Here is a 26221-nt window from a genome sequence, read left to right as displayed (position 1 = left end):
AATAATATGTGAAAAGGAAGTGTACTAATTTGATTAAATACAGAAAGCAAAATCTCAACATATGGTCGTTATTAAGCTTTATATTCATAGCTTTGGTTATAATGCCTAATATAAATATATTTATAAGTATTTTTCAAAAACCAAATGAAAATTGGTTTCATATAAAAGAATATATGCTAAAAGGGTATATTTTGAATTCGATGACCTTAGTTATTTTTACGGGGTTGTTTACAGTTATTATAGGTGTAAGTTTGGCATGGATTATATCTGTATATGAATTTCCTATGAGATCGTTTTTTAAATGGGGGCTTATTTTACCTCTTTCAATACCATCTTATATAGGAGCATATACTTATAATGGAATACTTAATTATACAGGTATTGTTCAAACCTTTTTGAGAAATAGTTTTAATATGCAAATAAATCAGAAATACTTTGATATTATGTCTATAAAAGGAGCTGTGTTTATATTTACAGTATCGTTATTTCCGTATGTATATATAATTACGAGATCTTTTTTAGAAAAACAATCAGCAGCTTTAATAGAAAATGCTAGAGTACTAGGAAGAAATTTAATAGATATTTTTCTGTTGATAGTAATGCCTATTTCTAGGGGAGCTATAATAGGCGGAGCAAGTCTTGTTATATTAGAAGTTTTGAATGATTATGGTGTTGTTCAATACTTTGGAATACCTACATTCAGTACAGCTATATTCAAAACTTGGTTTGGTATGGGAGATACGGATTCTGCAATTAGATTATCGGGTGTATTGATGTTAATAGTTATAATCATACTTGCATCAGAAAAGTTTTTGAGAGGAAATAAGAAATTTAGCTATACAACTACTAAGATAAGACCTATATCTCGAATAAAGCTTGACGGATTTAAATCAAACTTATTATTTGGATATTGTTTTTTTATATTTAGTATTGGCTTTTTAATACCTACTATACAGTTAATCTATTGGAGTGTATTAACTTATAAAAAGATATTGAATATTGAATTTTTAAATCTTATATTCAATTCATTCTCAGTAGCTGCAATTTCTGCAAGTCTTGTTGTTATAATGGCTGTAGTAATAGCTAATTACTGTAGAATAAATGAAAATTTTATTTCGAAATTATACTCAAAGGCTACATTAATCGGATATTCTATACCAGCTGCTGTAATAGCTATAAGTGTAATAATGTTTTTTATAAAAATAGATAATAATTTTTACTGGATATACAAAATAATAGATAGTGATTCGAAAAAAATGTTACTAAGTACTAGCCTTGTTATGCTTATATTTGCTTATATTATAAGGTTTTTAGCTGTTGGATATAATTCTATAGATTCTGGTTTTGAAAAGATAGGTAAGAAGTTTTTTGAAGCATCTAGAATGTTGGGAATGAGTGTAACTCAAACTTTCTTTAAGGTTGACTTAAAAATGATAAAGCCAGCTGTACTTAGTGCTTTTTTATTAGTTTTTGTAGATGTTTTAAAAGAGTTATCTCTTACTTTGATTTTAAGACCTTTTAATTTTAATACATTACCTACAAAGGTTTTTGAATATGCAAATGATGAAATGATTCCAGAATCATCTATACCATCTCTTGTAATAATTATAATCAGCTTTGTTTCGATTTATTTATTTTATAAAATAGGGGATAAGGAGAGTGTCTAATGTATATTGATATTAAAAATATAGATTTTAATTATAAGAACTCAAGAGAAAAAAATATAGATAATTTTAGTGTAGGTATAAAAAAAGGACAAATAATTGCTATTTTAGGACAAAGTGGAAGTGGAAAAAGTACAATTCTTAGATTGATTTCTGGTCTTGAAATTCCAAGTAATGGACATATAAAAGTAGATGATAGGGTTCTAGTTGATAAAAATTATTTTCTACAACCAGAAAAAAGAGGTGTTGGAATGGTATTTCAAGATTATGCCCTATTTCCACATATGACAGTTGGTCAAAATATAAAGTTTGGTCTTAAAAATATGCAATCAAAGGAAAAAGAAATCAGAGTAAAGGAAGTCTTAAATTTAGTAGAGTTAGAAGGCTATGAAAAAAGGTATCCTCATGAATTAAGTGGTGGGCAACAGCAAAGAATAGCATTAGCTAGAGCTTTAGCACCACAACCATCTCTTCTTTTAATGGATGAACCATTTAGTAATTTAGATGCAAATTTGAAGAGTAAAATAAGAAAAGAGTTAAAAAAAATAATAGATAAATCAGGAATAACATGTATCTTTGTTACACATGATAAAGAAGATGCAATAAATATAGCTCACAGAGTAATACTTTTAAAAGAAGGAGAGATTGTTAAAATAGGAAGGCCAGAAGATGTACTATAGTTAATTTATTTTAAAAAATATTGTTGACTCTTAGCATAATATCTGTTAGAATTCTTTTAAGCAATTAATCAGAAAATATTAAATAATATAAACAATGTGATATAGAGGCCGCGGTTGTAAAGAGTACAGTATATAAATGATATACATTGGAAAGGTGCAACTGCCGAAATACATAGATTTTATGTATTGGGACTATGTTGAATAAGCATAGTACTGTCTTTAGAGAATAGCCCAATTTTCTAAAGGAGGACTTATCATATTGGGGCAAAAGGAATAGATGTTTTATTATAAAACAGTATTTTAGTTTTGTATAAAGCAGTTATGAGTGCCTTTTGCTCATAACTGCTTTTTTATATACAAGGAATTATTACATTGAAAAATAAAATAATATAAACAATATGATATAGAGGCCGCGGTTGAAAAGAGTACAGTATATAAAGGTTATATACTAGAAAGGTCTAACCGCCGAAATACATAGAAATATGTATTGGGACTATGTTGAATAAGCATAGTACTGTCTTTAGAAAATAGCCCAATTTTCTAAAGGAGGACTTATCATATTGGGGCAAAAGGAATTGTTGTTTTTGTATAAAATATATTTTGATTTTGTATAAAGCAGTTATGAGTGCCTTTTGCTCATAACTGCTTTTTTATATACAAGGAAACGAATACTTTATACTTGTGGATAACATTGATAAGCAAACTAAAGTTGTAACTATTTTTGAGCAACGGAGCCCGTTAGGGATCGTTGGCGACATGAGTCAGCGCGTAGCGACTAGACGAATTTTTTTATTATAAAAAATCAGGAAAAGTGAAAACATATATGAAAGAGGTGACTGTATAATGGAACTATTTGGAACAATGAATATAAATAATAGAGGTAATTTAGAAATTGGTAATTGTGATGCTGTTAATTTAGTAAAAGAATTTGGAACCCCATTATATGTAGTAGATGAAGAATTGGTTAGAAATAATTGTAAATTATTTAATGAAAGCTTTTCAGTCAAAGAAATTGATACTGAAGTAATATATGCTTCTAAAGCATTTTTAAATGTAGCTATATGTAAAATAATAAAAGAAGAAGGATTATCGTTGGATGTTGTATCTGGAGGGGAACTGTATACAGCTTTAAAATCGAATTTTCCTCCAAATAAAATTTATATGCATGGAAACAACAAAACAGAAGATGAGTTGGTTTTTGCAATTAAATCAGGTGTAGGTAGAATAATAGTAGATAATAGACAAGAACTAGAATTATTAGAGATTTTATGTGAAGAATTAGATAAAAACATAGATGTATTATTAAGAGTAAACCCAGGTATAGATGCACATACTCATGAGTATATTCAAACTTCTAAAAATGATTCAAAGTTTGGTGAATCAATATTTAGTGATGATATATACTCTGTAATAAATAAATTTCAAACGAGCAATAGATTAAACTTAAAGGGATTTCATTGCCATATAGGATCTCAAATTTTTGAAGAAAATTCATTTTATTCAAGTGCTTTAGTTATGATTGAATTTATGAAAGAAATAGAAAATAAGTGTAATTTTATTACTAAGGAATTAAATCTAGGTGGAGGATTTGGAGTTCGTTATTCTGATGAAGATGATCAAATGGATATAAAAAAATGTCTTAATAATTTACTTAGATTAATAAAAGATGGAATAGAGAATATGAATATGAGTATTCCAAAGTTAATGATAGAACCAGGAAGATCTATAGTTGCTAATGCAGGAACTACACTTTATAAAATAGGGGGAACTAAACAAACATATGGAGGTAAGCAGTATATGTTTGTTGATGGAGGTATGACTGATAATCCAAGAACAGCGCTATATGATGCTAAATATGAAGCTGTTGTTGCTAATAAAATGAATTTCGAATATGAAGAAACATATACTGTTGCAGGAAAGTGCTGTGAGTCTGGAGATATTATAATAAAAAATATTGAACTTCCAAAAGTTGAAAGAAACGATGTGCTAGCTGTTTTAAGCACTGGTGCATATAATTACAGCATGTCTAGTAATTATAATAGAATTTTAAAGCCAGCGGTCGTATTTGTTAAAGATGGAGAATCAAGAATTGCTGTTAAAAGAGAAACTTATGAAGATCTTATTAGAAATGATGTATTAATTTAAAAATTAAAGGGGGTAATTAATATGGCTACAATAGTTCAGAAATACGGTGGAACTTCTGTAGGAAGTATAGATAAAATGAAAGACATTGCAAAAAGAGTGATAGAGCAAAGAGACAAAGGAAATGATGTAGTAGTTGTAGTTTCGGCTATGGGAAAAAGTACTGATAGACTAGTTGAAATGGCTAAAGAAATTTCACAAAATCCATGTAAACGAGAGTTAGATATGCTTATGGCTACAGGAGAACAGGTGTCTATTTCATTATTATCAATGATATTTAAGGAACAGGGATATAATTCAATATCCTTAACTGGTTTTCAAGCAGGAATAAAAACAGAAGGACTTCATACTAAAAACCGTGTTGCAGAAATTAATATCGATATTATTAAAAATTATTTAAAAGAAGGGAAAATAGTAGTTGTAGCAGGTTTTCAAGGTATGAATGAAGATGGGGATATAACTACTTTGGGAAGAGGTGGATCAGATACTACAGCGGTTGCTTTAGCTGCAAAACTTAATTGTACTTGCGAAATATATACTGATGTAGAGGGAATTTATGGTGTTGATCCTAGAGCTTATCCTAACGCTAAAAAATTAGACTATATAAGTTATGAGGAGATGATGGAGTTGTCAAGCTTAGGCGCTGGCGTAATGGAGACAAGAGCAGTTGAAATGGGTTTTAAATATGATATACCTATTTATGTGGCGTTAAATAAAGGAAATATAAAAGGAACTTATATAAAGGAGTATGATGAAAATATGGAACAAAAAGTAATAACAGGTCTTACGACTACTGATGATGTTTTAATGATTACTATTAACAATGTTTTATATAATTCTAAGAATATAGCAACTATATTTGATAAACTATCACAAAGTAATGTTAATGTAGATATGATAAGTCAAACAGCACCTAAGGATGGATATATAAATGTTTCTTTTACCACAGCTAGAGATGATATAGGTACTGTTCATAGTGTAATAAATGAATTAAAAAAAGAAATGAAAGATATAGAAATACATGTGGAATCTAATGTAACTAAGATATCTGTTGTTGGAATTGGGATGATGAATCAATCAGGAGTTGCAGCTAAGGTATTCAAGATATTTGCAGATAATGATATTGAATTTAAGCAAGTTACAACTTCTGAGATAAGCATATCTTACACTATAAGTTCAAGAGATAAAGGCAAAGCAATAACTATAATAGCAAAAGAATTTGATTTATAAAATAAAATTATTACTAATATATTTCAATAGGGGTGAAGTGTTATGAAAAAAGTTAATGTTGCTGTAGTTGGAGCTACTGGAATGGTAGGAAGAACATTTTTAAAAGTTTTAGAAGAAAGAGATTTTCCTATAGAAAATCTATATTTAATGGCATCAAAAAGATCAGCTGGTAATACTGTTAATTTTAAAGGTAAAGATTACATAATTGAAGAATTAAATGAGAATTCTTTTGATAAAGATATAGATATTGCTCTATTTTCTGCTGGGGGAGACCTTAGTAAAAAATATGCTCCAATAGCTAAAGAAAAAGGGGTTGTTGTAGTAGACAATAGTAGTGCTTGGAGAATGGATAAAGATATTCCACTAGTAGTTCCTGAAGTTAATCCAGAAGATGTTAAAAAACATAATGGAATAATAGCAAATCCTAACTGTTCAACTATTCAAGCAGTAGTACCTTTAAAGGCATTACATGATAAATTTAAAATTAAAAGAATAGTTTACTCTACATATCAAGCTGTTTCTGGATCTGGAGTTAAAGGAATTACTGATCTTGAAGAAGGCTTAAAAGGAAATAAGAACAAACTATATCCACATCCTATAGCTTATAATGCTCTACCTCATATAGACGTTTTTATGGATAATGGATATACAAAAGAAGAAATGAAAATGATAGATGAAACTAAGAAAATACTAAATGATTATGATCTTAAAATAACTGCTACAACAGTAAGAGTTCCTGTATTATATAGTCACAGTGAATCTGTTAATGTAGAATTCGAAAAAGAATTTGAGCTTGAAGAAATATTTAATACTTTAAAAAATACTGAAGGTGTAGTATTAGTAGACAATCCAAAAGAAAATAAATATCCTCTAGCGTTAGATGTTGAGGGAAAGAATGAAGTATTTGTAGGAAGAATTAGAAGAGATTTTAGTGTGGATAATGGAATTAATATGTGGGTAGTTGCTGACAATATAAGAAAAGGTGCGGCAACTAATACAGTTCAAATAGCGGAGCTTTTAGTAAAATATAATTTAGTGTAGAAAGGGTGATTTTAATGTTATTTAAAGGTTCGGGTGTTGCTTTAGTTACTCCTTTTAAAGATGGAAATATAGACTTTAATAAGTTAGAAGAAATTATTGAATACCATATAAAAGAAAAGACGGATGCTTTAATTGTATGCGGTACTACTGGAGAAGCATCTACAATGAGTGAGGAAGAGCAATTAGCAACTATAAAATTTGTAGTTGAAAAAACTAATAAAAGAATTCCAGTAATAGCTGGAACAGGATCGAATAATACAGCTCACTCAATACATCTAAGTAAAAAAGCTGAAGAGTATGGAGTTGATGGCCTTTTAGTTATAACTCCTTATTATAATAAAGCCACTCAAAAGGGTGTTATAGCTCACTTTGAAGCTATTGCAAATTCAGTAAATATACCTATTATAGTTTATAATGTACCAGGAAGAACAGGCGTTAATATAAAGCCTTCAACACTTGCTGAAATTGCTAAAATTAAAAATATAATAGCAGTTAAAGAAGCTAGCGGAGATATATCTCAAGTTGCTGAAATTGCAAGGGTTTGCCCTGAAGGTTTTGGAATATATTCTGGAAATGACGATATGATTCTACCTTTATTATCTTTAGGTGGAATTGGTGTGATTTCGGTAGTGGCTAATATATGTCCTAAAGATACTCATGATTTAGTAGCTAAATACTTTGATGGAGATATAGAAGGATCTAGAAAATTACAACTTGATATGAAAAGCTTAATAGATGCTTTATTTATAGAAGTAAACCCTATTCCTGTTAAAACAGCTATGAATTTATTAGGTTTTGATATGGGAGAACTTAGACTTCCGTTGGTAGCTATGGATGATTGTAATTTAGATGTATTAAAGAAAGAATTAACAAACTACGGATTCAAATTAGGAGGATTAAATGATTAAAGTTATAGTTAATGGTTCTCTTGGAAAAATGGGAGAAGTTTTGACAGATTTAATAATGGAAGATGAAGATTTTGAATTAGTTGCAGGAGTATCTAAGTATAAAAATGATAATATAAATTACCCTATATACTCGAATATATTAGAGGTAAAAGAAAAAGCGGATGTTGTTATTGATTTTTCAAACCCAGATAGCCTGAATGATTTATTATCTTATTCTAAAAATACAAAAACTCCTTTAGTTATTGCTACTACTGGATATAGTGATGAAGAGCTTAATATGATAGAAGAAACATCTAAGGAAGTTTCTATATTCCACAGCTCCAATATGTCAATTGGAGTGAATCTAATATTAAAGCTGGTAGAAATTTCAGCTAAGGCTTTAGCTAATTTCGATATAGAGATAATTGAAAAACATCATAATAAGAAAGTAGATGCTCCTAGTGGGACTGCTTTAATGATAGCTAATGAAATACAAAAGGTTTTAAATAATGAATTTAATTATGGAAGACATGGTAAAAATGCAAAAAGGAAAGAAAATGAAATAGGAATACATGCCGTAAGAGGTGGAACTATAGCAGGAGATCACTCTGTAATATTTGCTGGCAAAGATGAAATAGTAGAAGTTAATCATATAGCTTTATCAAAAGAAATATTTGCACAAGGCTCATTAAAAGCTGCTAAATTTATTGTAAATAAAGAAAATGGATATTACAATATGAAGGATGTAATAAGTTTATAGATTATAAGACAATTAGGAGGTATTTAACAAATGATGAAACTGACAGATCCATATGAAATAGCAAAATTTATAAAAAATTCTACAAAGAAAACACCTGTAAAAGTTTATTTGAAAGGAAAAATAAATAATCAAAATTATGAAAATGTAAAAATATTTGGAGATGAAAATTCTTATATACTTATTGGAGAACATGATGATGTAAAAAATATAATAGAAGAAAATAAAGAAAATATAATAGACTACCATATGGAATCTGATAGAAGAAATTCAGCTATACCGATGTATAATTATTTATATGAAGAAGCTAGAATTGAGCCGGGTGCTGTTATAAGAGATATGGTTTCTATTGGGAAAAATGCAGTTATAATGATGGGAGCAGTTCTAAATATAGGAGCAGAAATTGGAGAAGGCACAATGATAGATATGAATGCAGTTGTAGGGGCAAGAGGAACTATAGGTAAAAATGTTCATCTTGGAGCTGGAGCTGTTGTTGCGGGAGTACTTGAGCCTCCTTCTGCAACTCCTGTTATTATAGAAGATGATGTAGTAATTGGAGCTAATGCAGTAATACTTGAAGGAGTAAAAATAGGTAAAGAAGCTGTTGTTGCAGCAGGTGCTGTTGTAACTAGTGATGTGCCTGAGGGTGCAGTTGTAGCAGGATCTCCTGCTAAAATAGTTAAAATGAAAGATGATAAAACAAAAGATAAAACAAAATTAATGGAAGATTTAAGAGGATAAAAAGTTAATTTATATTATTTGAAATAACCTTAGACTGAATAGTCTAAGGTTATTTTTATATCTAAACAATAAAGCACGTTATAACTCGTTTGCGACATGAGTCATGTGGTAGCGACTAGACGAATTTCAAAAAAGTTTACATTAAAAATCTTTAGAAATAAAGACTTTTTTACATTAAGTAAAAAAGTAGTTGTATAAAATTTATTAAGGTGTTATAATATGAATAACAATTTAGCGGTTTAACGAATTAAAGTGATGAAGTAAAAATTGTGAAAGGGGCATTTAATATGAAAAATTTAGTTTTAGTAAAGTCGAATTTAAATTTAAGACATCATCATAGAGTTGTGGGATTTGTAATAATGAGCTAAAAATAGCTCATAGATACAAGTCCTAATTATGTTACAAAAAATATAGGATTTGTATCTATGATGGTTTAATATAATTATTTAAAATATTAAAAAGCCATGTAGGTATATACCTATATGGCTTTTTAATATTTTAAATAATTATAAAAAGGTAGGGGTTATAATGGAATTTTTGAAAATTAAAGATGAAATAGATTACTCAAATAAGAGATATAAAATAACAAGAGAAATAGAAGATATGTTTATAAATGATGGATGTATTAATATAGAGCCTTCAGTTTTTGAAGACTATGATTCTTTTATTTCTGTTAACAAAAGAATAAAAAAAGAATCTATGGTTAAGGTTTTGAATGGAAACTCAAATGTTTTGATTTTAAGACCTGATATTACAATGAATATAATAAAAAATTTAATTCCAAGATGGGAAAATGATTTGAGACTTAAGTTGTTTTACAATGCTACAATTTTCAGAAATAAAACTGATTCAAATATTAAAGAATTTAGACAAATGGGGGTAGAGTATATAGGAGAATCCTCTACAAAAGCAGATAGAGATTTAATTGGGTTAGCTTTAAATGTCTTAAAAAAATATAAAAACAATTTTATTTTAGAAATTGGAAATAGCAAGTATGTTGATGAAATATTAAGAATGACTAATTTAGAAGAAAGTATTGAAAAAGAAGTAAAGAGTCTAATTTACAAAAAAAATAAGACTGAACTAATAGATTATGTAAGAAGTTTAAATATAAAAAAAGAAATATGCGATTTATTATCTAATATTTTAGATTTCCAGGGAAATATAGAAGAAATTATAAAAAAAGCTGAAAAATTTTATATGAATGATGAAATGAAAAAATCTATAGATGAACTTAAAAATTTGAATGGATTTATTAAAGAGTATGGATATTTAAAAAATATACATTTTGATTTATCTATGGTTGCAGAGTTAGATTATTACGAAGGTATAGTATTTAAAGGTTATTATCCAAATTCATATAGAGAAATTATAAGTGGAGGAAGATACGATTCTTTAACAGAAGCATTTGGGGGAAAAGTTTCAGCAATAGGATTTTCAATAGATATGGATGAATTAATTAAAGTTATAAATAAGAAAGGTGATGGAAATTGGATTATATAACTATAGCTCTTTCGAAAGGAAGAATAGGAAAACAAGCTGATGATGTATTTAAAAAAATAGGATTAGGGGATTGTATAGATTTAGATTCAAGGAAGCTTATTTTTAAAGATGATATAAATAAAATTAATTATATATATGTTAAACCATCTGATGTGGTTACATATGTAGAAAAAGGGGTTGCGGATTTAGGAATAGTAGGTAAGGATACTATTTTAGAAAGTGATACAAATGTATATGAAATTTTTGATTTAGGATTTGGTAAATGTAAATTTTCAATAGCAGGTATAAAAGGGGAAAAAATATATAAAAAAGATGATATTTTAAAGGTTGCGACAAAGTATCCTGAAATAGCTAAGAAATATTTTAAAGAAAGACAGCAAAAAATCGAGATAATAAAGCTCAATGGTTCTGTAGAATTAGCACCTTTAGTAGGACTTTCTGATGTTATTGTTGATTTGGTTGAAACGGGAAATACTTTAAAAGCGAATGGGCTTGAGGTAATAGAAGATATGTTTAATATAAGTGCAAGATTAATATCTAATAGAGTAAGTTATAGATTTAAGTTTGATAGAATTCAAAATATTATTAAATCATTAAATGAAAATATGGAGGGATAATATGATAAGAATAATAGATTCAATAAAAGATAGTGGATTTTTGAAAAAGCTTTTAGATAGAAGTCAATTTGAATTTGAAGAAGTAAATAAAGTAGTGGATGAAATTTTATATAATGTTAGAAAAAGAAAAGATGAAGCTTTAAAAGAATATACGTTAAAGTTTGACAAAGTAGAAATAGATGATTTTTTAGTATCTCAAGAAGAAATAGATAATGCATTTGAAAATATAGATGATAATTTAAAAAATGATCTTTTAAAGGCTAAGGAAAATATTGGAAAATACCACAAAAAGCAGTTAAAAACATCTTATACATTACATGATGGAGAAGATATAATTTTAGGTCAAATTATAAGACCTATAGAAACCGTTGGTATATATGTCCCTGGCGGAAGTGCAGCATATCCATCTACTGTTTTAATGAATGCAGTACCTGCAAAAATAGCTGGAGTTAAGGAAATAGTTATGATAACTCCTCCTAATAAAGAAGGAAAGCTAAAGGATTCTATTCTTGTAGCAGCTTCTATAGCTGGAGTAGATAAGATATATAAGGTGGGAGGAGCACAGGGAATAGGGGCACTTACTTTTGGAACAGAAAGTGTGCCTAAGGTATCTAAAATAGTTGGACCTGGAAATATATATGTTGCCATGGCTAAAAAGAAAGTTTCAGGATATGTAGGAATAGACATGATTGCAGGTCCTAGTGAAATTTTAATAATTGCAGATGAATATGCAAATCCAAAGTATATAGCTGCTGATTTAATATCTCAAGCAGAGCACGATGAAATGGCAGCATCAATACTTGTTACAGATTCTCCAAAAATAGCGAAAAAAGTAAACGAAGAATTGAAAATACAAGTTGAAATGCTGGAAAGAAAAGAAATAATAAAAAAATCTCTTGAAAATTATGGATCAATAATAATAACAAATTCTATGAATGAATCAATAAAAATAGCTAATGAAGTAGCACCAGAACATTTAGAAATACTTACAAGAAATCCTTTTGACTTATATAAACAAGTAAAAAATGCTGGGGCAATATTTCTTGGAGAATTCTCTCCAGAACCATTAGGAGATTATTTTGCAGGGCCAAATCATACTTTGCCTACTAGTTCAACTTCTAAATTTGCTTCACCTCTAGGAGTTGAGGATTTCTTAAAGAAAACTTCATTAATATACTACAGCAAAGAGGCTTTAATGAAATCAAAAGATTCTATTATAAGAATTGCAGAGGATGAGGGATTAACGGCACATGCCAATTCTATAAAAGTCAGATTTGAATAGGGGGTATTAATATGGAATTAGTGAAAGAAAGTATAAAAAATTTAAAGGAATACAAGACGAATAATATTCAGTTTAAAATAAAGCTTGATGCCAATGAAGGTAAAAATATTTTACTACAAGATTTATATAAAGAAGGAATCAAATTTAATGAAGACTTTAATCTGAATTTTTATCCAGATAATGATTCATATCTTTTGAAACAAGAAATAAAGAAATATTTAAATGTTAATACTTCAAATATTATAGCTGGAAATGGGTCTAGTGAAATGATAGAACTTGTCATAAAGACTTTTGTAGACAAAAATGAAATTATTTTAAGCCACATTCCTACATTTAGTATGTATTCAGTATATAGTCAAATATATTCAGCAGAATTTGTAGGAGTTAAAAGTAATGAAGACTTTGGGGTAGATATAGATAAGTTAATAAAAAAAGCAAAAGAAACAAATCCTAAAGTTATATTTATATGCAATCCAAATAATCCAACAGGAAACTTAATAAATAAAAACGATATCAAAAAGCTTTTGGAAAATACAAATGGATTAGTAGTTGTAGATGAAGCTTATATGGAATTTGCAGATGGTTCAATGATTGATGAAATTTCAAATTATGAGAATTTAATAGTTTTAAGAACATTATCAAAGGCATTAGGACTTGCAGGTATAAGGCTTGGATATATGATAGCTAATCAAAAAATAATAAATCTTATAAATAAGGTGAAATCACCTTATAATTTAAACTCTATTTCTCAATATATAGGAGTAAAGGCTCTTGAAAATAAAGATAAGATTTTCGAGTATATTGAAGAAGTAAAAGACGAAAGAGAATTTTTATATAAAGAATTAAATGAAATAAAAATAAAAGCTTATAAGTCATATGCAAACTTTATACTTTTTAAATCAGATATAAATAATTTATATGAAAAGCTTATAGATCGTGGAATACTAATAAGAAAATTTTCTGATGAACTTGAAGGCTATTACAGAGTTAGTGTAGGAAATAAAAGTGAGAATAGAACATTTATTAAAATATTAAAGGAGATAATAGAAAATGAGAAAAGCTAAAGTACAAAGAAAAACTCTTGAAACTGAAGTTTTAGTAGAAATAGATTTAGATGGAAGTGGAAAAAGTGATATTGATACAGGTATAGGATTTTTAGATCATATGCTTACACTGATGGCTTTTCACGGCGGTTTTGATTTGAAAGTAAAGTGTAGTGGAGATATATATGTAGATGATCACCATACAGTAGAGGATATAGGAATAGCATTAGGGGAAGCTTTTATTAAGGCTTTAGGAGATAAAAAAGGAATAAAAAGATATTCAAGTCTTTACATTCCAATGGATGAAAGCTTATGTCGCATAGCTTTAGATATAAGCAATCGACCTTATTTAGTATTTGATGTTAATTTTGAAAGAGAAAAGCTTGGAAGTATGGATACTCAGAATTTCAAAGAATTTTTTAGGGCTTTCATAAATGAAGCCAAATTAACACTTCATATTAGTGTTTTATATGGAGAAAATGACCATCATAAGATAGAAGCGGTGTTTAAGGCATTTTCAAGAGCATTAAATGAAGGGGTACAAATACTTTCTGATAAAGTATCATCATCAAAGGGGGTTTTGTAGTTGAATATAATAATTGATTATGGACTTGGAAATTTAGATTCTGTATCTAGAGCATTTGAAATGGTAGGAGTAGAAACTAAAATTTCAAACGATAAAGATGAAATAAATAATGCTGACTCGATTATTCTGCCTGGAGTTGGAGCATTTAGAGATGCTATAAATTCACTTAAAGATATGGAATTAATACCAGTAATAAAAGAACATGTAGATAAAGGAAAGTTTTTAATAGGTATATGCTTAGGAATGCAGCTTCTTTATGAAAAAAGTTATGAAAATGGAGAATATGAAGGTCTAGGTCTTATAAAAGGAAATATAGAAAAACTAGATATAGATTTAAAAGTTCCTCATATGGGTTGGAACAATATAAAGTTTAATAAAAATGATGAAATATTAAAATATATAAATGAAGATGATTATGTGTATTTTGTACATTCTTATTATGCAAATTCTTCAAATGAAGAACTTGTGGCGTATACAGAATATGGAAAAACTATCCCTTCTATAGTTAGAAAAAATAATATTTACGGTATACAATTTCATCCAGAAAAAAGCTCTGAAGTGGGAGCAAATATACTAAAAGCATATGGGGAGATGATAAAATGATAATTTTTCCAGCAATAGATATAAAGGATAATAAATGTGTAAGACTTTCTCAAGGGGATTTTAACAAAATTAATATATATTCTAATGAGCCATTTGATATGGCGGTTAAATGGAAAAGTGAGGGTGCTTCATTTTTACATCTAGTCGATTTAGATGGAGCTAGAAGTGAAGAAATCATTAACAAAAAATCTATAGAAAAAATAGCAAAAAATATAGGAATACCAATACAATTAGGCGGAGGAGTAAGAAGTGAAGAAAAGGTTAAAAACTTAATTGATATGGGAGTAGAGAGGGTAATAGTTGGAACTATTGCAGTTGAAAATAAAGAACTTCTTAAAAAATTAGTTTCTAAATATAAAGAAAAAATAGTAGTTTCTATAGATGCTAAAAATGGTAAAGTTGCTCTTAGAGGATGGGAAGTAGTAAGTGAGGTAGATTCTATAGATTTATGCAAAGAACTTGAAGAAATAGGTGTTAAAACAATAGTATATACAGATATATCTAAAGATGGGATGCTTGAAGGTCCTAATTTTGAAATATATAAATTATTATCTGAACAAACTTCTTTAAATATAATAGCTTCTGGAGGTATAAGTTCAATTGATGATATAAAAAAGCTTAAGAATATGAATATATATGGAGCTATAACAGGAAAAGCACTTTATGATAACAAAATAGAACTTAAGGAGGCATTAAAATGCTCACAAGAAGAATAATACCCTGCTTAGATGTAAGAAATGGAAGAGTAGTTAAAGGTAAAAAATTTGAAAATATAGTGGATGTAGATAATCCAGAAGCTTTAGGTAAATATTATAGCGATTGTGGAGCTGATGAACTTGTATTTTATGATATAACAGCATCAAATGAAGAAAGAAAAACATCTTTAGAATTTGTATCAAGGGTTGCTAAGAATATAAACATACCATTTTGTGTAGGTGGAGGAGTATCTTCAATTGATAATTTTACAGATATTTTAAGAAGAGGAGCGGATAAAGTATCTATTAATTCTTCTGCTGTTAAAAATCCAGATTTAATTAAAGAAGCATCTTTGAAGTTTGGTGCACAATGTGTTGTTTTATCTATGGATGTTAAGAAAAATGATAAAGACTCTTGGAGTGTATACGTAAAAGGCGGAAGGGAAAAAACAGATTTAGATGCAATAAAGTGGGCTGTAAAAGGAGTCGAACTTGGAGCAGGAGAAATAGTTGTAAATAGTATAGATGAAGATGGAATGAAAAATGGATATGATATTGAACTTTTAAAAAGAATTACTAGTGTAGTAAACGTACCTGTAATTGCATCAGGAGGAGCAGGTAATATGAAAGACTTTTATGATGCTGTAGAATACGCAAATGTTGATGGAATATTAGCAGCTTCTGTATTTCATTTTGGAGAAATTAAAATAAAAGATCTTAAAAAATATTTAAAAAATAAAGGGATAGAAATTAGAATTTAGGGGTGAGATTTATGAATGTTGATAATATAGTAAAAGAAATAAAATTTGATGATAAAGGATTAGTTCCAGTAATAGTACAAGATATAAATACTAATAAAGTGTTGATGCTTGCATATATGAATGAAGAAGCTATTAGAAAAACTTTAGACGAAAAAGTAGCTTGCTATTATAGTAGAAGCAGACAAGAACTTTGGAAAAAAGGAGAAACATCAGGAAATATACAGAAATTAAAGGGATTTTATTATGACTGTGATAAGGATACTATTCTTATTTATGTAGAACAAATAGGAGTAGCTTGTCATACAGGTAGTTATACATGTTTTTTTAATGAAGTGATAAAAAATGAAAAAAGTAAAGATGAGACTTTAAAGGATTTATATTTACTTATAAAAGAAAGAAAAAATAATCCTAAGGAAGGCTCTTATACTAATTATTTATTTGAAAAAGGATTAGATAAGATATTAAAAAAAGTAGGAGAAGAAACTAGTGAAGTTATAATAGGGGCTAAGAATAAAAATAAAGAAGAATTAGTTTATGAAATAAGTGATTTGATATATCACCTTTTAGTACTTATGGTAAATGAAGAAGTCACTATTGAAAATATAAAAAATGAACTTGAAAAGAGAAAAGAATAATGGGATTTATAATAGATAGTCATATTCATACAGATTATTCACCTGATTGTAAAGCTAAAATGGAGGATATTGTTATAAAAGCTGTTGAATTAGGCTTAAAGCAAATTATCTTTACAGATCATGTGGATTATGATAGCCCCGATGAACTTTTTATGAAAGAAATTGATTATAGTGAATACATGAAAGAAATCAAATACTTAAGAGATAAATATAAAGAGATTGAAATTTTAATGGGTGTAGAAATAGGATATCAACCTCATTTGAATAAAAAGTTGGATAAATTCATAAAATCATATCCTTTTGATTTTGTAATATGTTCTATGCATTCATGTGAAGGATTGGATTTATATAATGGTGACTTTTTTAAAGGAAAAACTCAAAGACAGAGCTATATGAGATATTTTGAAAGTATAAAGTATTGTATAGAAACTTATGATAATTATGATGTTTATGGACACTTGGATTATATAGTTAGATATGGAAATTTTGATAATAAAAAGTTAAAATATGAAGACTTTAAAGAAATTATAGATGAAATTTTAGATTTGATTATTAAAAAAGGAAAAGGAATTGAAGTCAATACCGCTGGTTTTAGATATAACCTTAAAACAACTCATCCTAATACAGATATAGTAAAAAGGTATATTGAAATGGGAGGGAATGTTATAACTATAGGCTCGGATGCACATAAACCTGATGATTTATGTGCAGATTTTGATCAAGCTATAAAAATACTTAAAGCTATAGGAGTAAAGAAAATTGCACAATTTAAAAATAGAATACCAAGTTTTATTGAGATATAAAATAGAGATAGAATTATAATTCTATCTCTATTTTACTTTATAGGAAATTATAATATTTTTAACTTATTGATAACATTGCTAAAGTGCTACAGCATCAACTATTTTGAGCAACGGAGCCCGTAGGACTCGTTGGCGACAGGAGATATGAGTTAGCAGCGAATTTTTTATTGGAAAAATCTATAAGTAAGAGTGTTGTTATAAAAAGATTCTATAATGAGTTGGAAAAGTATAAAAATAAATATAGACATGGTAAAATATGTAGTGAGTTGATGTAAAAGGAGGGAATAAAATGTTTGTTTTTGTAGAATTTATAAATGCATGTGCATGATGCAATAAGTATGAAGGCTTTGTTAAAGCTTTAAGTGATAAGTTTGAGAATGTAAAAGTTAAAGTATATAATGTCGGAAAAGATTTTGATTATATTAAAAAATATGGAATGGTTACAAAGAGCACAGTTATTATCAATGAAAAAATTAAGATAAACGATTTATCAGAAAAAAATATTTTAAATGCTGTAAAAGAGGAAGTGGAAAAGCTTAAATGATTATAATTGATTACATAAAAAATAGTATTATGGCCGGAATTAATATATTAAATGGAGCTTCTGTATGGTTGGTTGCAAGTTTTATATTGGCTGGAATAATGCATGATGTGTTATCTCCAGATAGATTACAGAAAATGCTTGGAAACAAGAAGATATCATCTCTATTTAAAAGTACATTATCGGGAATGTTTCTTCCTATATGCAGTTGCGGAGTAATTCCTTTAGGGTTAAGTCTTTATTATTCTGGAGCATATTTAGGACCAACACTTGCATTTATGTGTGCAACTCCTATTATAAATCCTATTGCTATGATAATGTGTTTTGGTCTTTTAGGATGGAAAATTAGTATTATTTATTTAATCACAGGTTTTTTACTACCATTAGTTGTTGGAATATTAGCAAATATATTTGGAGGAGATGAAATAAAAGCATATGGTATTGAAGATAGTATAGATAATAAAACTTTGAGTTTGGAAGATACAAGAACTTTAAAACAAAAGTTTGTTTCTGGAATTAGATGGTCTATAAACGATTTGGCACTATCTGTTAGTAAATATGTTATACCTGGGATGTTTATTGCGGGTATATTATTGACATTACTACCACAACAATATATTCAAATGTACTTAGGAAATCCAAGTGTTATATCTTTAGGTAGTATTACAATTTTGGCAAGTTGTATGTATGTTTGCGCTGTAGGTCATATTCCGTTTATAGCAGCACTTGTTGCAAGTGGGGCAGCTCCTGGAGTTGCAATTACGTTTTTAATAGCTGGAACAGCTACTAATCTTCCAGAACTTATAAGTATTTACAATATTATAGGTAAGAGAACGGTTGTTATTTATACTACTACTACGATTTTATTTTCTTTATTTGTTGGATATATAACTAATATGATTTTGATGCCAAATTTCAATCCTGTTTTAAATTTTGATAGAGTAAGTAATTCTATAAATGTAGCCAATAAGCTTATATTTTCAGCACCACAACCATTAAAGTATCTATGTTCATTTATTATATTTTTATTCTTCATGAAATCTATAATTCCAAATTTAAATAAAATATTTTCAAAACAAGAAGTTGAGCTATAGGGTTGGAGGAAATTATTTATTATGACTAAAAAAATTATTTTAAATATAGTATTTATAGTTTTGGCTTTAATGATTTTAGGTGGATGTTCTGATGTGAAAGAAAGTGATATAGGAGTTGAAAAAGATAATCCCTTACTTAATTATTTTGAAGAATCAAATCCTGATAATAAGGTTATAAAATGTGCTTATGAAGATATAGACAACAATAATACTAAGGATTTAGTTGTTATATACAGTGTTTCTAAAGATAAAAACAAGATGAAAATTGTTATAGATAATAATGGAAAATACGAGTTTACAGATGCAGTTGATGCACCACGTGAAAATCAAACTATAAAATTCAAAAATATAGATGATAAAGATCAAATCGAGGTAATAGTATCTGGATCTAAAAATGGAGCTGTTGGATATGCAATTTTTAGAGTTATAGACATGAAGGTTATAAATTTATTTGGTCAAGATATGGAAGATTGCTGTTAATTAAAAATTTTAATACATACAAAAAGGAGACTAAAAACATGAGAAAATTTAACAAAAATCTATTATCAATAATATTATCAGGTATGCTCGCTTTTTCTTTAGCCGGATGTGGAACTACTCAGGAAACTACAAAGAAAGAAGATGATTACAAGATAAGTCTAGGATACTACAATTGTGATCATATGACAGCAGGACCTATTGCAAAGGATGCTGGAATATTCGATGAACTTGGTCTTAATGTAGATGTTACAGGTAATGGTAAGGTTCCCCAAGCTATGGCAGCAGGACAAATGGATGCTGGATACATAGGAATTAATGGAGTTATGTCATCTTCTACAAAGGGAGCTCCTATATTAGTTGGAGCTAATAATCATAAAGGTGGAGCTTATTATCTAGTAGTTTCAGATGATATAAAGGAGCCTAAGGATTTAATAGGTAAAAAGCTTGGTATAGGAACTAAACCAGAAGAAAATAGTGAAGCTTGGATACAATTTGCTAAAGAATTAAATATACCTGTGGAAGGTAGTAATTATGAGTGTATCGAGTTTGGATCTGATAAAGATGCATATCTTGCCTTAAAAACAGGACAAATAGATGGATACGCTTGTTGTGATCCTTGGGGGTCTATGGCTGAATATGAAAAAACAGGACATATATTAGCTGTTAATTCAAAATTAGAAGGTGAATGGGGTGTTTGTTGTACTTTTTCTTTAAATAAAAATTTTGTAAAAGACCACAAAGAACTTTCTGAAAAACTAGTTTTAGCTCATACAAAGGCTATGGAGTATATATACACTAATCCTATAAAATCAGCTAAAATATTCGCAGATAATTATAACGTTCCAGAGGAAGTTGCTTTAATGACTATATACAAAAAAACTGTTAAAGAAGGAAGAACACTTACTTGGAAAATAAACCCTGAAGAGATAAAACGTGAAATGAAGTGGAAAAAAGAACATGGATTTGCAGATGAGTCTTTAAAATATGAGGATATAGTAGATGCAAGTTATTTAGAAAATTCAGGAGCAGATGATTTTGATCAATTTATAAAAGAAAAAGTAGATCCAGTATTTCCTGTTGGAATGAGTTATGAAGATTGGAAAGAAAAAGCATTTGCAGTTGATAAATAAAAGAATAATTACTTTATTTGGAGGTATAACTATTTTATTTTTGCTATATATTTATCTTCCTACCGAGCAAAAAAGTGAAAATATAAAAATAGGGGTATCAGATGATATTTCAGGTTTTGTGGTAGATTATATGATAAAAGAAAAAAATTTAAATGCATCCTTAGAAAATAACTTTGAATCATTTTCAATAAGGGATTGTTGAGGGAGTTCTACTCAATGGGCATTGAGTTCAAATCAAATGGACTTAGCTATTATATGTGAAGATGCTGCTAAGGAATTTGTAAAAAATAATGATGGATTTAAGATAGTTGGAAGTTGTGTGAAAAACTCGGATGTATTTATATTAAAAGATAATAAAATTCCTAAAAAAATCGGTATAGCACAAAATAGAAAATATCAACAAAAATTAGTAAAAGCTAAATTTGGCAGCAGCTGTCAGGTATATCCTATGACAGCTACTGCTTTAGGATATGCACTTGAAAATAATACATTAGATGCTGTAGTATTAGATTCTTTAAAAGCTTGGAAGTTAAACGGAAAAAAAGAAATATCTAACTACAATAAAGATTATATTACCTATGTAATGGTAGTAAATAAAGAATTTGAAAAAAAAGATTTATATGAGGAATTTATAAAGTATTACAATGAATCAATATATGAGTTAAGAAATGAAAAATTATTAAAAAAGCAGCTTAGTAGTTATATAAATACGACTATTCCAGATGAGGAGGTTCGAGATTGGAAGAAATTGAATGTAAAGCTAGAGCCTATAATTCAAGAATAAAGTACAAAGAGTTTAATAATCAAAAGATAAGGGATTTTGCATATAAATTGATTATGACAATTATTCTATTATTTACATGGCAGATGAGTGCTATGCATTTTGACAATGCACTGTTAATGCCTTATCCAATAGATACTTTAAAAGCTTTTATACATTGTATTACAGATAAAGAAACCGTTATAAATATTTTGATTACACTACAGCGTGTATTAAAAGGATTTTTATTTGCTATGTTATTTGGACTTCCTATAGGATTTTTAATGGGATTTTCAAAACTTGCTCAAAAGCTTTTGGGAAGTTTTATAGATTCTATAAGACAGGTTCCTATTATGGCATGGGTACCGTTGACAATTGTATGGTTTGGAATAGGAGATGGACCCACTATATTTTTGATTGCATTTTCAGGAGTATTTCCTATAATACTAAATACAATACAAGGGGTAAGAAGTATATCAAAAGATTATTATAATGCTGCTGCAAGTATGGGAGCAAGTAGACTTAGTATTTTTATACATATTATAGTTCCAGCATCTATACCCTATATATTGACAGGAGCTAGGATTGCAATAAGTAGTGGATGGATGTCTGTAATCTGAGCCGAGTTTATAGCTACGAGTGCCGGTCTTGGTTACTCTATGGTACAAGCCCAAACTAGAATGCAAACAGAAATGTTAGTTGCTTTAATGTTTTTTGCAGCTTTAGTAGGGTTTGGGATTGATAAAATAATTCAATTTATCAACAAATCTTTGACTCGATGGAGGATTGCTGAGTAATGAAACTGAAAATTAATAATATAAATAAAACCTTTAATAATGATAATAAGAAACATCATGTATTGAAGGATATAAGTATGGATATTGAAAAAGGACAGTTCGTATCAATTCTTGGACCTTCAGGATGTGGAAAGACTACATTACTTAGTATAGTAGCTGGATTTCAGTCATGTGATAGTGGAGAAATTATAGTTAATTCTAAAATGGTAAGTAAACCTGCACCTGATAGAGCTTTTGTATTTCAAAACTATGCTCTTTTTCCCTGGATGAATGTAGGAGATAATATTAGATATCCTATGAAACAGCAGAAAATATCTAAGGAACAAAGAGAAAAAAGACTTAAAGAATTATTAGAAATGGCTCAATTGACTGGGAAAGATAAATTATATCCTCATCAAATTTCAGGAGGAATGAAACAAAGATGTGCAGTTGTTAGAGCACTTGCATGCAGTCCTGAAGTTTTACTTATGGATGAACCACTAGGAGCAATAGACTTTCAGATGAGACAAAACCTTCAGGAAGAATTAGAAAGCTTGTGGTTAAAAGATAAAACTACTGTTTTGATGGTTACTCATGATGTAGATGAAGCAGTTTATTTAAGTGATAGAGTAATTGTGATGGGAACAGATAAAGGAAAAATATTAGATGATATGCATATAGATATTGATAGACCTAGAAATAGAGATTCAAAAACTTATCTAGAATATAAAATAAAACTTACTGATGTACTCAAAAAATGTAATAATAAGTAGCTGATAGAATGGGTGTGAAATTAGATGGAGAATACATATGAGATGTCATTTAAATACTATCCTCTAGAAAAGCTTATCATAGATAGTATATACTCAAGGCTTACTAAAGAGGAAAATGACATTAGGATTAATATAATGAAATATACTATAGATAACAATAAGGCTTATAATTTAGATAAGTCTTATGAGGAAATACAAAGTACAGTAAATATTAATAAATATGATTTAAATCAAGTTATAAAAAATCTAATTCAAAAAAAAGCTTTAGTAGTTGATGAAAACAATAATGTAAACTTTATATATCCTGTATCTGCACTTGAAACTAACCATAAGGTAAAACTTGAAGATGAAAGTGTATTTAATGCGATGTGTGCTGTTGATGCCATGGGAAGTTCTTTTACATTTAATCAGGATATAGAAATAAGGTCTAAGTGTAGTTTATGTGGAGAAGAGATATTTGTAGAGATTAGAAATGGGGAGATTACGAATTTGCTTCCTGATAGTACTCACGTACTCCATGTAGATTTAAATAAAAATCAAAACTGGTCAGGAAACTGCTGAAATATAATGAACTTCTTCTGTACGAAGAATCATTATGATGAGTGGGTAAATAATATGAATTTATCACAAGACGATATTTTTTGCTTAAGTACACGTGAAGCTTTAGATGTAGCTTATATGATATTTAATGTTGAATAGTTTATATAAAGGGAGGATACTATTATGAAGGATTTACCTCAAATATTTGATGAATTTAGTGAAGCTAGAAGAGATGGATTTTTAAAAATCAAAAAGTTAAAAGAAGATGGAAATAAGATAGTAGGAGTATACTGTGCATATACTCCAAAAGAGATAATTATGGCATCTGGTGCTATACCAGTATCTTTATGTGGAACAGGTGAAGAACCTATTAAAGATGCTGAAAAGCATCTTCCAAGAAATCTATGTCCTTTAATTAAATCAAGCTATGGATTTAGTATAACAGATAAATGTCCATATTTTTATTTTTCTGATCTACTAGTTGGAGAAACTACATGTGATGGAAAGAAAAAAATGTATGAACTTTTAGCCCAAATAAAGCCTATGCATATTATGTATCTTCCTCAAAATTATAAAACAGAGGATTCTACGAATTCATGGAATAAAGAATTAACTCTTTTAAAAGATAGATTAGAGTCTGAATTTGAAGTTGAAATTACAGAAGAAAAATTAAAAGAAAATATAAAACTGTGTAATGAAGAAAGAAAACTCTTAAAAGAATTATACCAACTAAGTTCATTATGTCCTCCAGCTATAAAAGGATTTGATCTTATAAAAGTGTTGGAAGGTACTAGTTTTAAACTAGATAAAAAAGAGTATGTAAATGAGTTAAGAGATTTGATAGATAAGGTTAAATGTGATTATGAAGATGAAAACAATAGGATATCTAAGGACTTAAAGAGAATATTAATAACAGGATGTCCAATTGGTGGAGTTGCCGAAAAAATAATTAAAACTATAGAGGACAATAATGGAGTGGTTGTATGCTTTGAAAACTGTGGGGGAGCTAAATCTAATGAAAACTTAGTAGATGAAACTATGGAGCCTATGGAGGCATTAACAAAGCATTATTTAAATATTCCGTGTTCTTGTATGACTCCTAATAATGATAGATTAGATTTATTATCAAGACTTGTAGATGAGTATAAAGTTGATGGTGTAATTGAAGTAGTTCTTCAAGCTTGTCATACATATAATGTAGAGACATATAATGTTAAGAAATTTATAAATAATGATAAAAAAATACCTTATATGGCTTTAGAAACAGATTACTCTCAAACTGATATAGGTCAGATAAGCACTCGTATAGGTGCATTTATAGAGATGCTTTAGAAATATAGTCTTATAGTAAAATGCTAATAAAAAATAGAGACCTAGATTTCATAAAAATGAAATCTAGGTCTTTTTGTATATCTGCTGTTTAATGGTGTGTCATAAAATAACCCATATAGGGTAATCTAACCTTGATAATTGATTGATATATAATTATGATTTAATATGACGAGTATTTAAAAAAACTAAAATAAAGGTTGTGAAGAATTAATGATATATACTGTAACATTCAATCCAGCAATAGATTATATCGTGAATGTGAATGATTTTAAGACAGGAGAAGTTAATAGAGTTAACAGTGATATTAAGTATCCTGGAGGAAAGGGAATTAATGTATCTAGAGTTCTTAATAATTTTGGAGTAGATACAAAGGCGCTAGGTTTTATAGGTGGATTTACAGGAGAATTTATCAAAAACTATATAGAAGATGAAGGAGTAAAGACTGATTTTATAAAGGTTGAAGAAGATACAAGGATAAATGTTAAGTTGAAATCAAATGAAGAAACAGAAATAAATGGATATGGACCAACTATAACAGAAGAAAATTTAAATTCTTTATTCGATAAAATAAAAAAATTAAGTAATGAAGATATATTAGTTCTTGCAGGTAATGCTCAAAAAAGTGTTCCAAGAGATATATATGCTCAAATACAGAATATATGTATTGAGAATAATGTAAAAGTAGTTGTAGATACTACTGGTGAAGCGTTGTTGAATACTTTGAAGAACAAACCTTTTTTAATAAAGCCAAACATCCATGAACTTATCGAAGTGCTAAATGTAAATATAGATAATATAGATGAGACTATACACTATGCAAAAAAGCTTGTAAATATGGGTGCACAAAATGTAATAATATCAATGGCTGGTGATGGAGCATTACTTATATGTGATGAAGGTGTATATAAAGCTACAACTCCAAATGGAGAGGTTAAAAATTCTGTTGGAGCAGGAGATTCTCTTATAGCTGGTTTTTTAGCTAGTTATTATGAGGAAAAAGACATTTTAAAAGCTTTTAAGCTTTCAGTAGCAACTGGTAGTGCAACTGCATTTTCTCTGGATCTATGTATAAAAAAATATGCTTTGAGTTTGCTAAATCAGGTTGATATAAAAAAAATAAGCTAA

General features: G+C 28.5%; 28 protein-coding genes and 2 riboswitches. All 28 genes read left to right on the top strand.

Annotated features, from left to right (window positions below; genetic code table 11):
- Positions 1-29: 29 nt before the first annotated feature.
- The 28 genes from WJW32_RS11410 (at position 30) to pfkB (ending at position 26221) form a co-directional block, all read left to right on the top strand.
- Positions 30-1667, top strand: a complete 1638-nt coding sequence (locus WJW32_RS11410; protein ID WP_340258401.1) for an ABC transporter permease — start codon at positions 30-32, stop codon at positions 1665-1667.
- Complete coding sequence (locus WJW32_RS11405; protein ID WP_340258399.1) at positions 1667-2344, top strand: ABC transporter ATP-binding protein; 678 nt, start codon at positions 1667-1669, stop codon at positions 2342-2344. The genes WJW32_RS11410 and WJW32_RS11405 overlap by 1 nt, the downstream gene beginning before the upstream one ends.
- A 94-nt stretch (positions 2345-2438) precedes the next feature.
- Positions 2439-2604, top strand: a riboswitch (Lysine riboswitch).
- 136 nt (positions 2605-2740) lie between these two features.
- A riboswitch (Lysine riboswitch) is annotated at positions 2741-2905 on the top strand.
- Positions 2906-3187: 282 nt separating this feature from the next.
- Positions 3188-4489, top strand: a complete 1302-nt coding sequence (gene lysA / locus WJW32_RS11400; protein ID WP_340258397.1) for a diaminopimelate decarboxylase — start codon at positions 3188-3190, stop codon at positions 4487-4489.
- Between the two features lie 21 nt (positions 4490-4510).
- Positions 4511-5716, top strand: a complete 1206-nt coding sequence (locus WJW32_RS11395) for an aspartate kinase (protein WP_340258395.1) — start codon at positions 4511-4513, stop codon at positions 5714-5716.
- A 42-nt stretch (positions 5717-5758) separates the two neighbouring features.
- Complete coding sequence (locus WJW32_RS11390; protein ID WP_340258393.1) at positions 5759-6757, top strand: aspartate-semialdehyde dehydrogenase; 999 nt, start codon at positions 5759-5761, stop codon at positions 6755-6757.
- Positions 6758-6771: 14 nt separating this feature from the next.
- Positions 6772-7665, top strand: coding sequence for a 4-hydroxy-tetrahydrodipicolinate synthase (dapA, locus tag WJW32_RS11385; RefSeq protein WP_340258391.1), 894 nt, complete (start codon positions 6772-6774; stop codon positions 7663-7665).
- Complete coding sequence (dapB, locus tag WJW32_RS11380; RefSeq protein ID WP_340258389.1) at positions 7658-8404, top strand: 4-hydroxy-tetrahydrodipicolinate reductase; 747 nt, start codon at positions 7658-7660, stop codon at positions 8402-8404. The genes dapA and dapB overlap by 8 nt, the downstream gene beginning before the upstream one ends.
- Before the next feature lie 30 nt (positions 8405-8434).
- Entirely contained in the window at positions 8435-9142 is a 708-nt protein-coding gene (gene dapD, locus WJW32_RS11375) for a 2,3,4,5-tetrahydropyridine-2,6-dicarboxylate N-acetyltransferase (RefSeq protein ID WP_445330238.1), read from the top strand.
- Between the two features lie 528 nt (positions 9143-9670).
- Positions 9671-10645, top strand: coding sequence for an ATP phosphoribosyltransferase regulatory subunit (locus WJW32_RS11370; RefSeq protein WP_340258387.1), 975 nt, complete (start codon positions 9671-9673; stop codon positions 10643-10645).
- Complete coding sequence (gene hisG / locus WJW32_RS11365) at positions 10633-11262, top strand: ATP phosphoribosyltransferase (RefSeq protein ID WP_340258385.1); 630 nt, start codon at positions 10633-10635, stop codon at positions 11260-11262. The genes WJW32_RS11370 and hisG overlap by 13 nt, the downstream gene beginning before the upstream one ends.
- Before the next feature lies 1 nt (position 11263).
- A complete protein-coding gene (hisD, locus tag WJW32_RS11360) occupies positions 11264-12544 on the top strand; it encodes a histidinol dehydrogenase (RefSeq protein WP_340258383.1) in 1281 nt (426 codons plus the stop codon).
- Between the two features lie 11 nt (positions 12545-12555).
- Entirely contained in the window at positions 12556-13608 is a 1053-nt protein-coding gene (hisC, locus tag WJW32_RS11355) for a histidinol-phosphate transaminase (RefSeq protein WP_340258382.1), read from the top strand.
- Entirely contained in the window at positions 13595-14173 is a 579-nt protein-coding gene (gene hisB / locus WJW32_RS11350; RefSeq protein WP_340258380.1) for an imidazoleglycerol-phosphate dehydratase HisB, read from the top strand. The genes hisC and hisB overlap by 14 nt, the downstream gene beginning before the upstream one ends.
- The gene (gene hisH, locus WJW32_RS11345; protein ID WP_340258378.1) at positions 14174-14776 is read left to right on the top strand and encodes an imidazole glycerol phosphate synthase subunit HisH; all 603 of its coding nucleotides are present in this window, start codon (positions 14174-14176) and stop codon (positions 14774-14776) included.
- Entirely contained in the window at positions 14773-15492 is a 720-nt protein-coding gene (gene hisA / locus WJW32_RS11340) for a 1-(5-phosphoribosyl)-5-[(5-phosphoribosylamino)methylideneamino]imidazole-4-carboxamide isomerase (protein ID WP_340258376.1), read from the top strand. Before hisH ends, hisA begins: the two co-directional genes overlap by 4 nt.
- Positions 15474-16232 carry an imidazole glycerol phosphate synthase subunit HisF gene (gene hisF, locus WJW32_RS11335; protein ID WP_340258374.1) on the top strand — a complete coding sequence of 253 codons (759 nt, stop codon included), beginning with the start codon at positions 15474-15476 and terminating at the stop codon, positions 16230-16232. Before hisA ends, hisF begins: the two co-directional genes overlap by 19 nt.
- Before the next feature lie 11 nt (positions 16233-16243).
- Positions 16244-16867 (top strand): bifunctional phosphoribosyl-AMP cyclohydrolase/phosphoribosyl-ATP diphosphatase HisIE, encoded by a 624-nt coding sequence (gene hisIE / locus WJW32_RS11330; protein WP_340258372.1) that lies wholly within the window; start codon positions 16244-16246, stop codon positions 16865-16867.
- Positions 16867-17670, top strand: coding sequence for a histidinol-phosphatase HisJ family protein (locus WJW32_RS11325; protein WP_340258370.1), 804 nt, complete (start codon positions 16867-16869; stop codon positions 17668-17670). The genes hisIE and WJW32_RS11325 overlap by 1 nt, the downstream gene beginning before the upstream one ends.
- Positions 17671-17959: 289 nt before the next feature.
- Positions 17960-18214, top strand: a complete 255-nt coding sequence (gene saoT, locus WJW32_RS11320; RefSeq protein WP_340258368.1) for a thioredoxin-like (seleno)protein SaoT — start codon at positions 17960-17962, stop codon at positions 18212-18214.
- Complete coding sequence (gene saoE, locus WJW32_RS11315; RefSeq protein WP_340258366.1) at positions 18211-19305, top strand: efflux transporter SaoE; 1095 nt, start codon at positions 18211-18213, stop codon at positions 19303-19305. The genes saoT and saoE overlap by 4 nt, the downstream gene beginning before the upstream one ends.
- A 21-nt stretch (positions 19306-19326) precedes the next feature.
- Complete coding sequence (gene saoC, locus WJW32_RS11310; protein ID WP_340258364.1) at positions 19327-19785, top strand: Cys-Cys-COOH (seleno)protein SaoC; 459 nt, start codon at positions 19327-19329, stop codon at positions 19783-19785.
- A 38-nt stretch (positions 19786-19823) separates the two neighbouring features.
- Positions 19824-20915 carry an ABC transporter substrate-binding subunit SaoX gene (saoX, locus tag WJW32_RS11305; RefSeq protein WP_340258362.1) on the top strand — a complete coding sequence of 364 codons (1092 nt, stop codon included), beginning with the start codon at positions 19824-19826 and terminating at the stop codon, positions 20913-20915.
- The gene (gene saoB / locus WJW32_RS11295) at positions 20875-21699 is read left to right on the top strand and encodes an ABC transporter substrate-binding (seleno)protein SaoB (protein ID WP_349817849.1); all 825 of its coding nucleotides are present in this window, start codon (positions 20875-20877) and stop codon (positions 21697-21699) included. Before saoX ends, saoB begins: the two co-directional genes overlap by 41 nt.
- Positions 21654-22472: an ABC transporter permease subunit SaoP gene (saoP, locus tag WJW32_RS11290; RefSeq protein ID WP_340258356.1), complete on the top strand. Its 819-nt coding sequence runs from the start codon at positions 21654-21656 to the stop codon at positions 22470-22472. Before saoB ends, saoP begins: the two co-directional genes overlap by 46 nt.
- Positions 22472-23224, top strand: a complete 753-nt coding sequence (saoA, locus tag WJW32_RS11285) for an ABC transporter ATP-binding protein SaoA (protein ID WP_340258354.1) — start codon at positions 22472-22474, stop codon at positions 23222-23224. Before saoP ends, saoA begins: the two co-directional genes overlap by 1 nt.
- 24 nt (positions 23225-23248) lie before the next feature.
- Positions 23249-23923: a MerB-like organometallic lyase SaoL gene (gene saoL, locus WJW32_RS11280; RefSeq protein ID WP_445330237.1), complete on the top strand. Its 675-nt coding sequence runs from the start codon at positions 23249-23251 to the stop codon at positions 23921-23923.
- Positions 23924-23947: 24 nt separating this feature from the next.
- A complete protein-coding gene (locus tag WJW32_RS11275) occupies positions 23948-25096 on the top strand; it encodes a double-cubane-cluster-containing anaerobic reductase (RefSeq protein ID WP_340258352.1) in 1149 nt (382 codons plus the stop codon).
- Between the two features lie 210 nt (positions 25097-25306).
- Complete coding sequence (gene pfkB, locus WJW32_RS11270; RefSeq protein WP_340258350.1) at positions 25307-26221, top strand: 1-phosphofructokinase; 915 nt, start codon at positions 25307-25309, stop codon at positions 26219-26221.

It is taken from the genome of Tepidibacter sp. Z1-5, from assembly GCF_037844525.1.
GTDB lineage: Bacteria > Bacillota > Clostridia > Peptostreptococcales > Peptostreptococcaceae > Tepidibacter_A.
The sequence above is the reverse complement of the archived record's forward strand: the minus strand, read 5'-3'. Positions and strand labels throughout refer to the sequence as shown.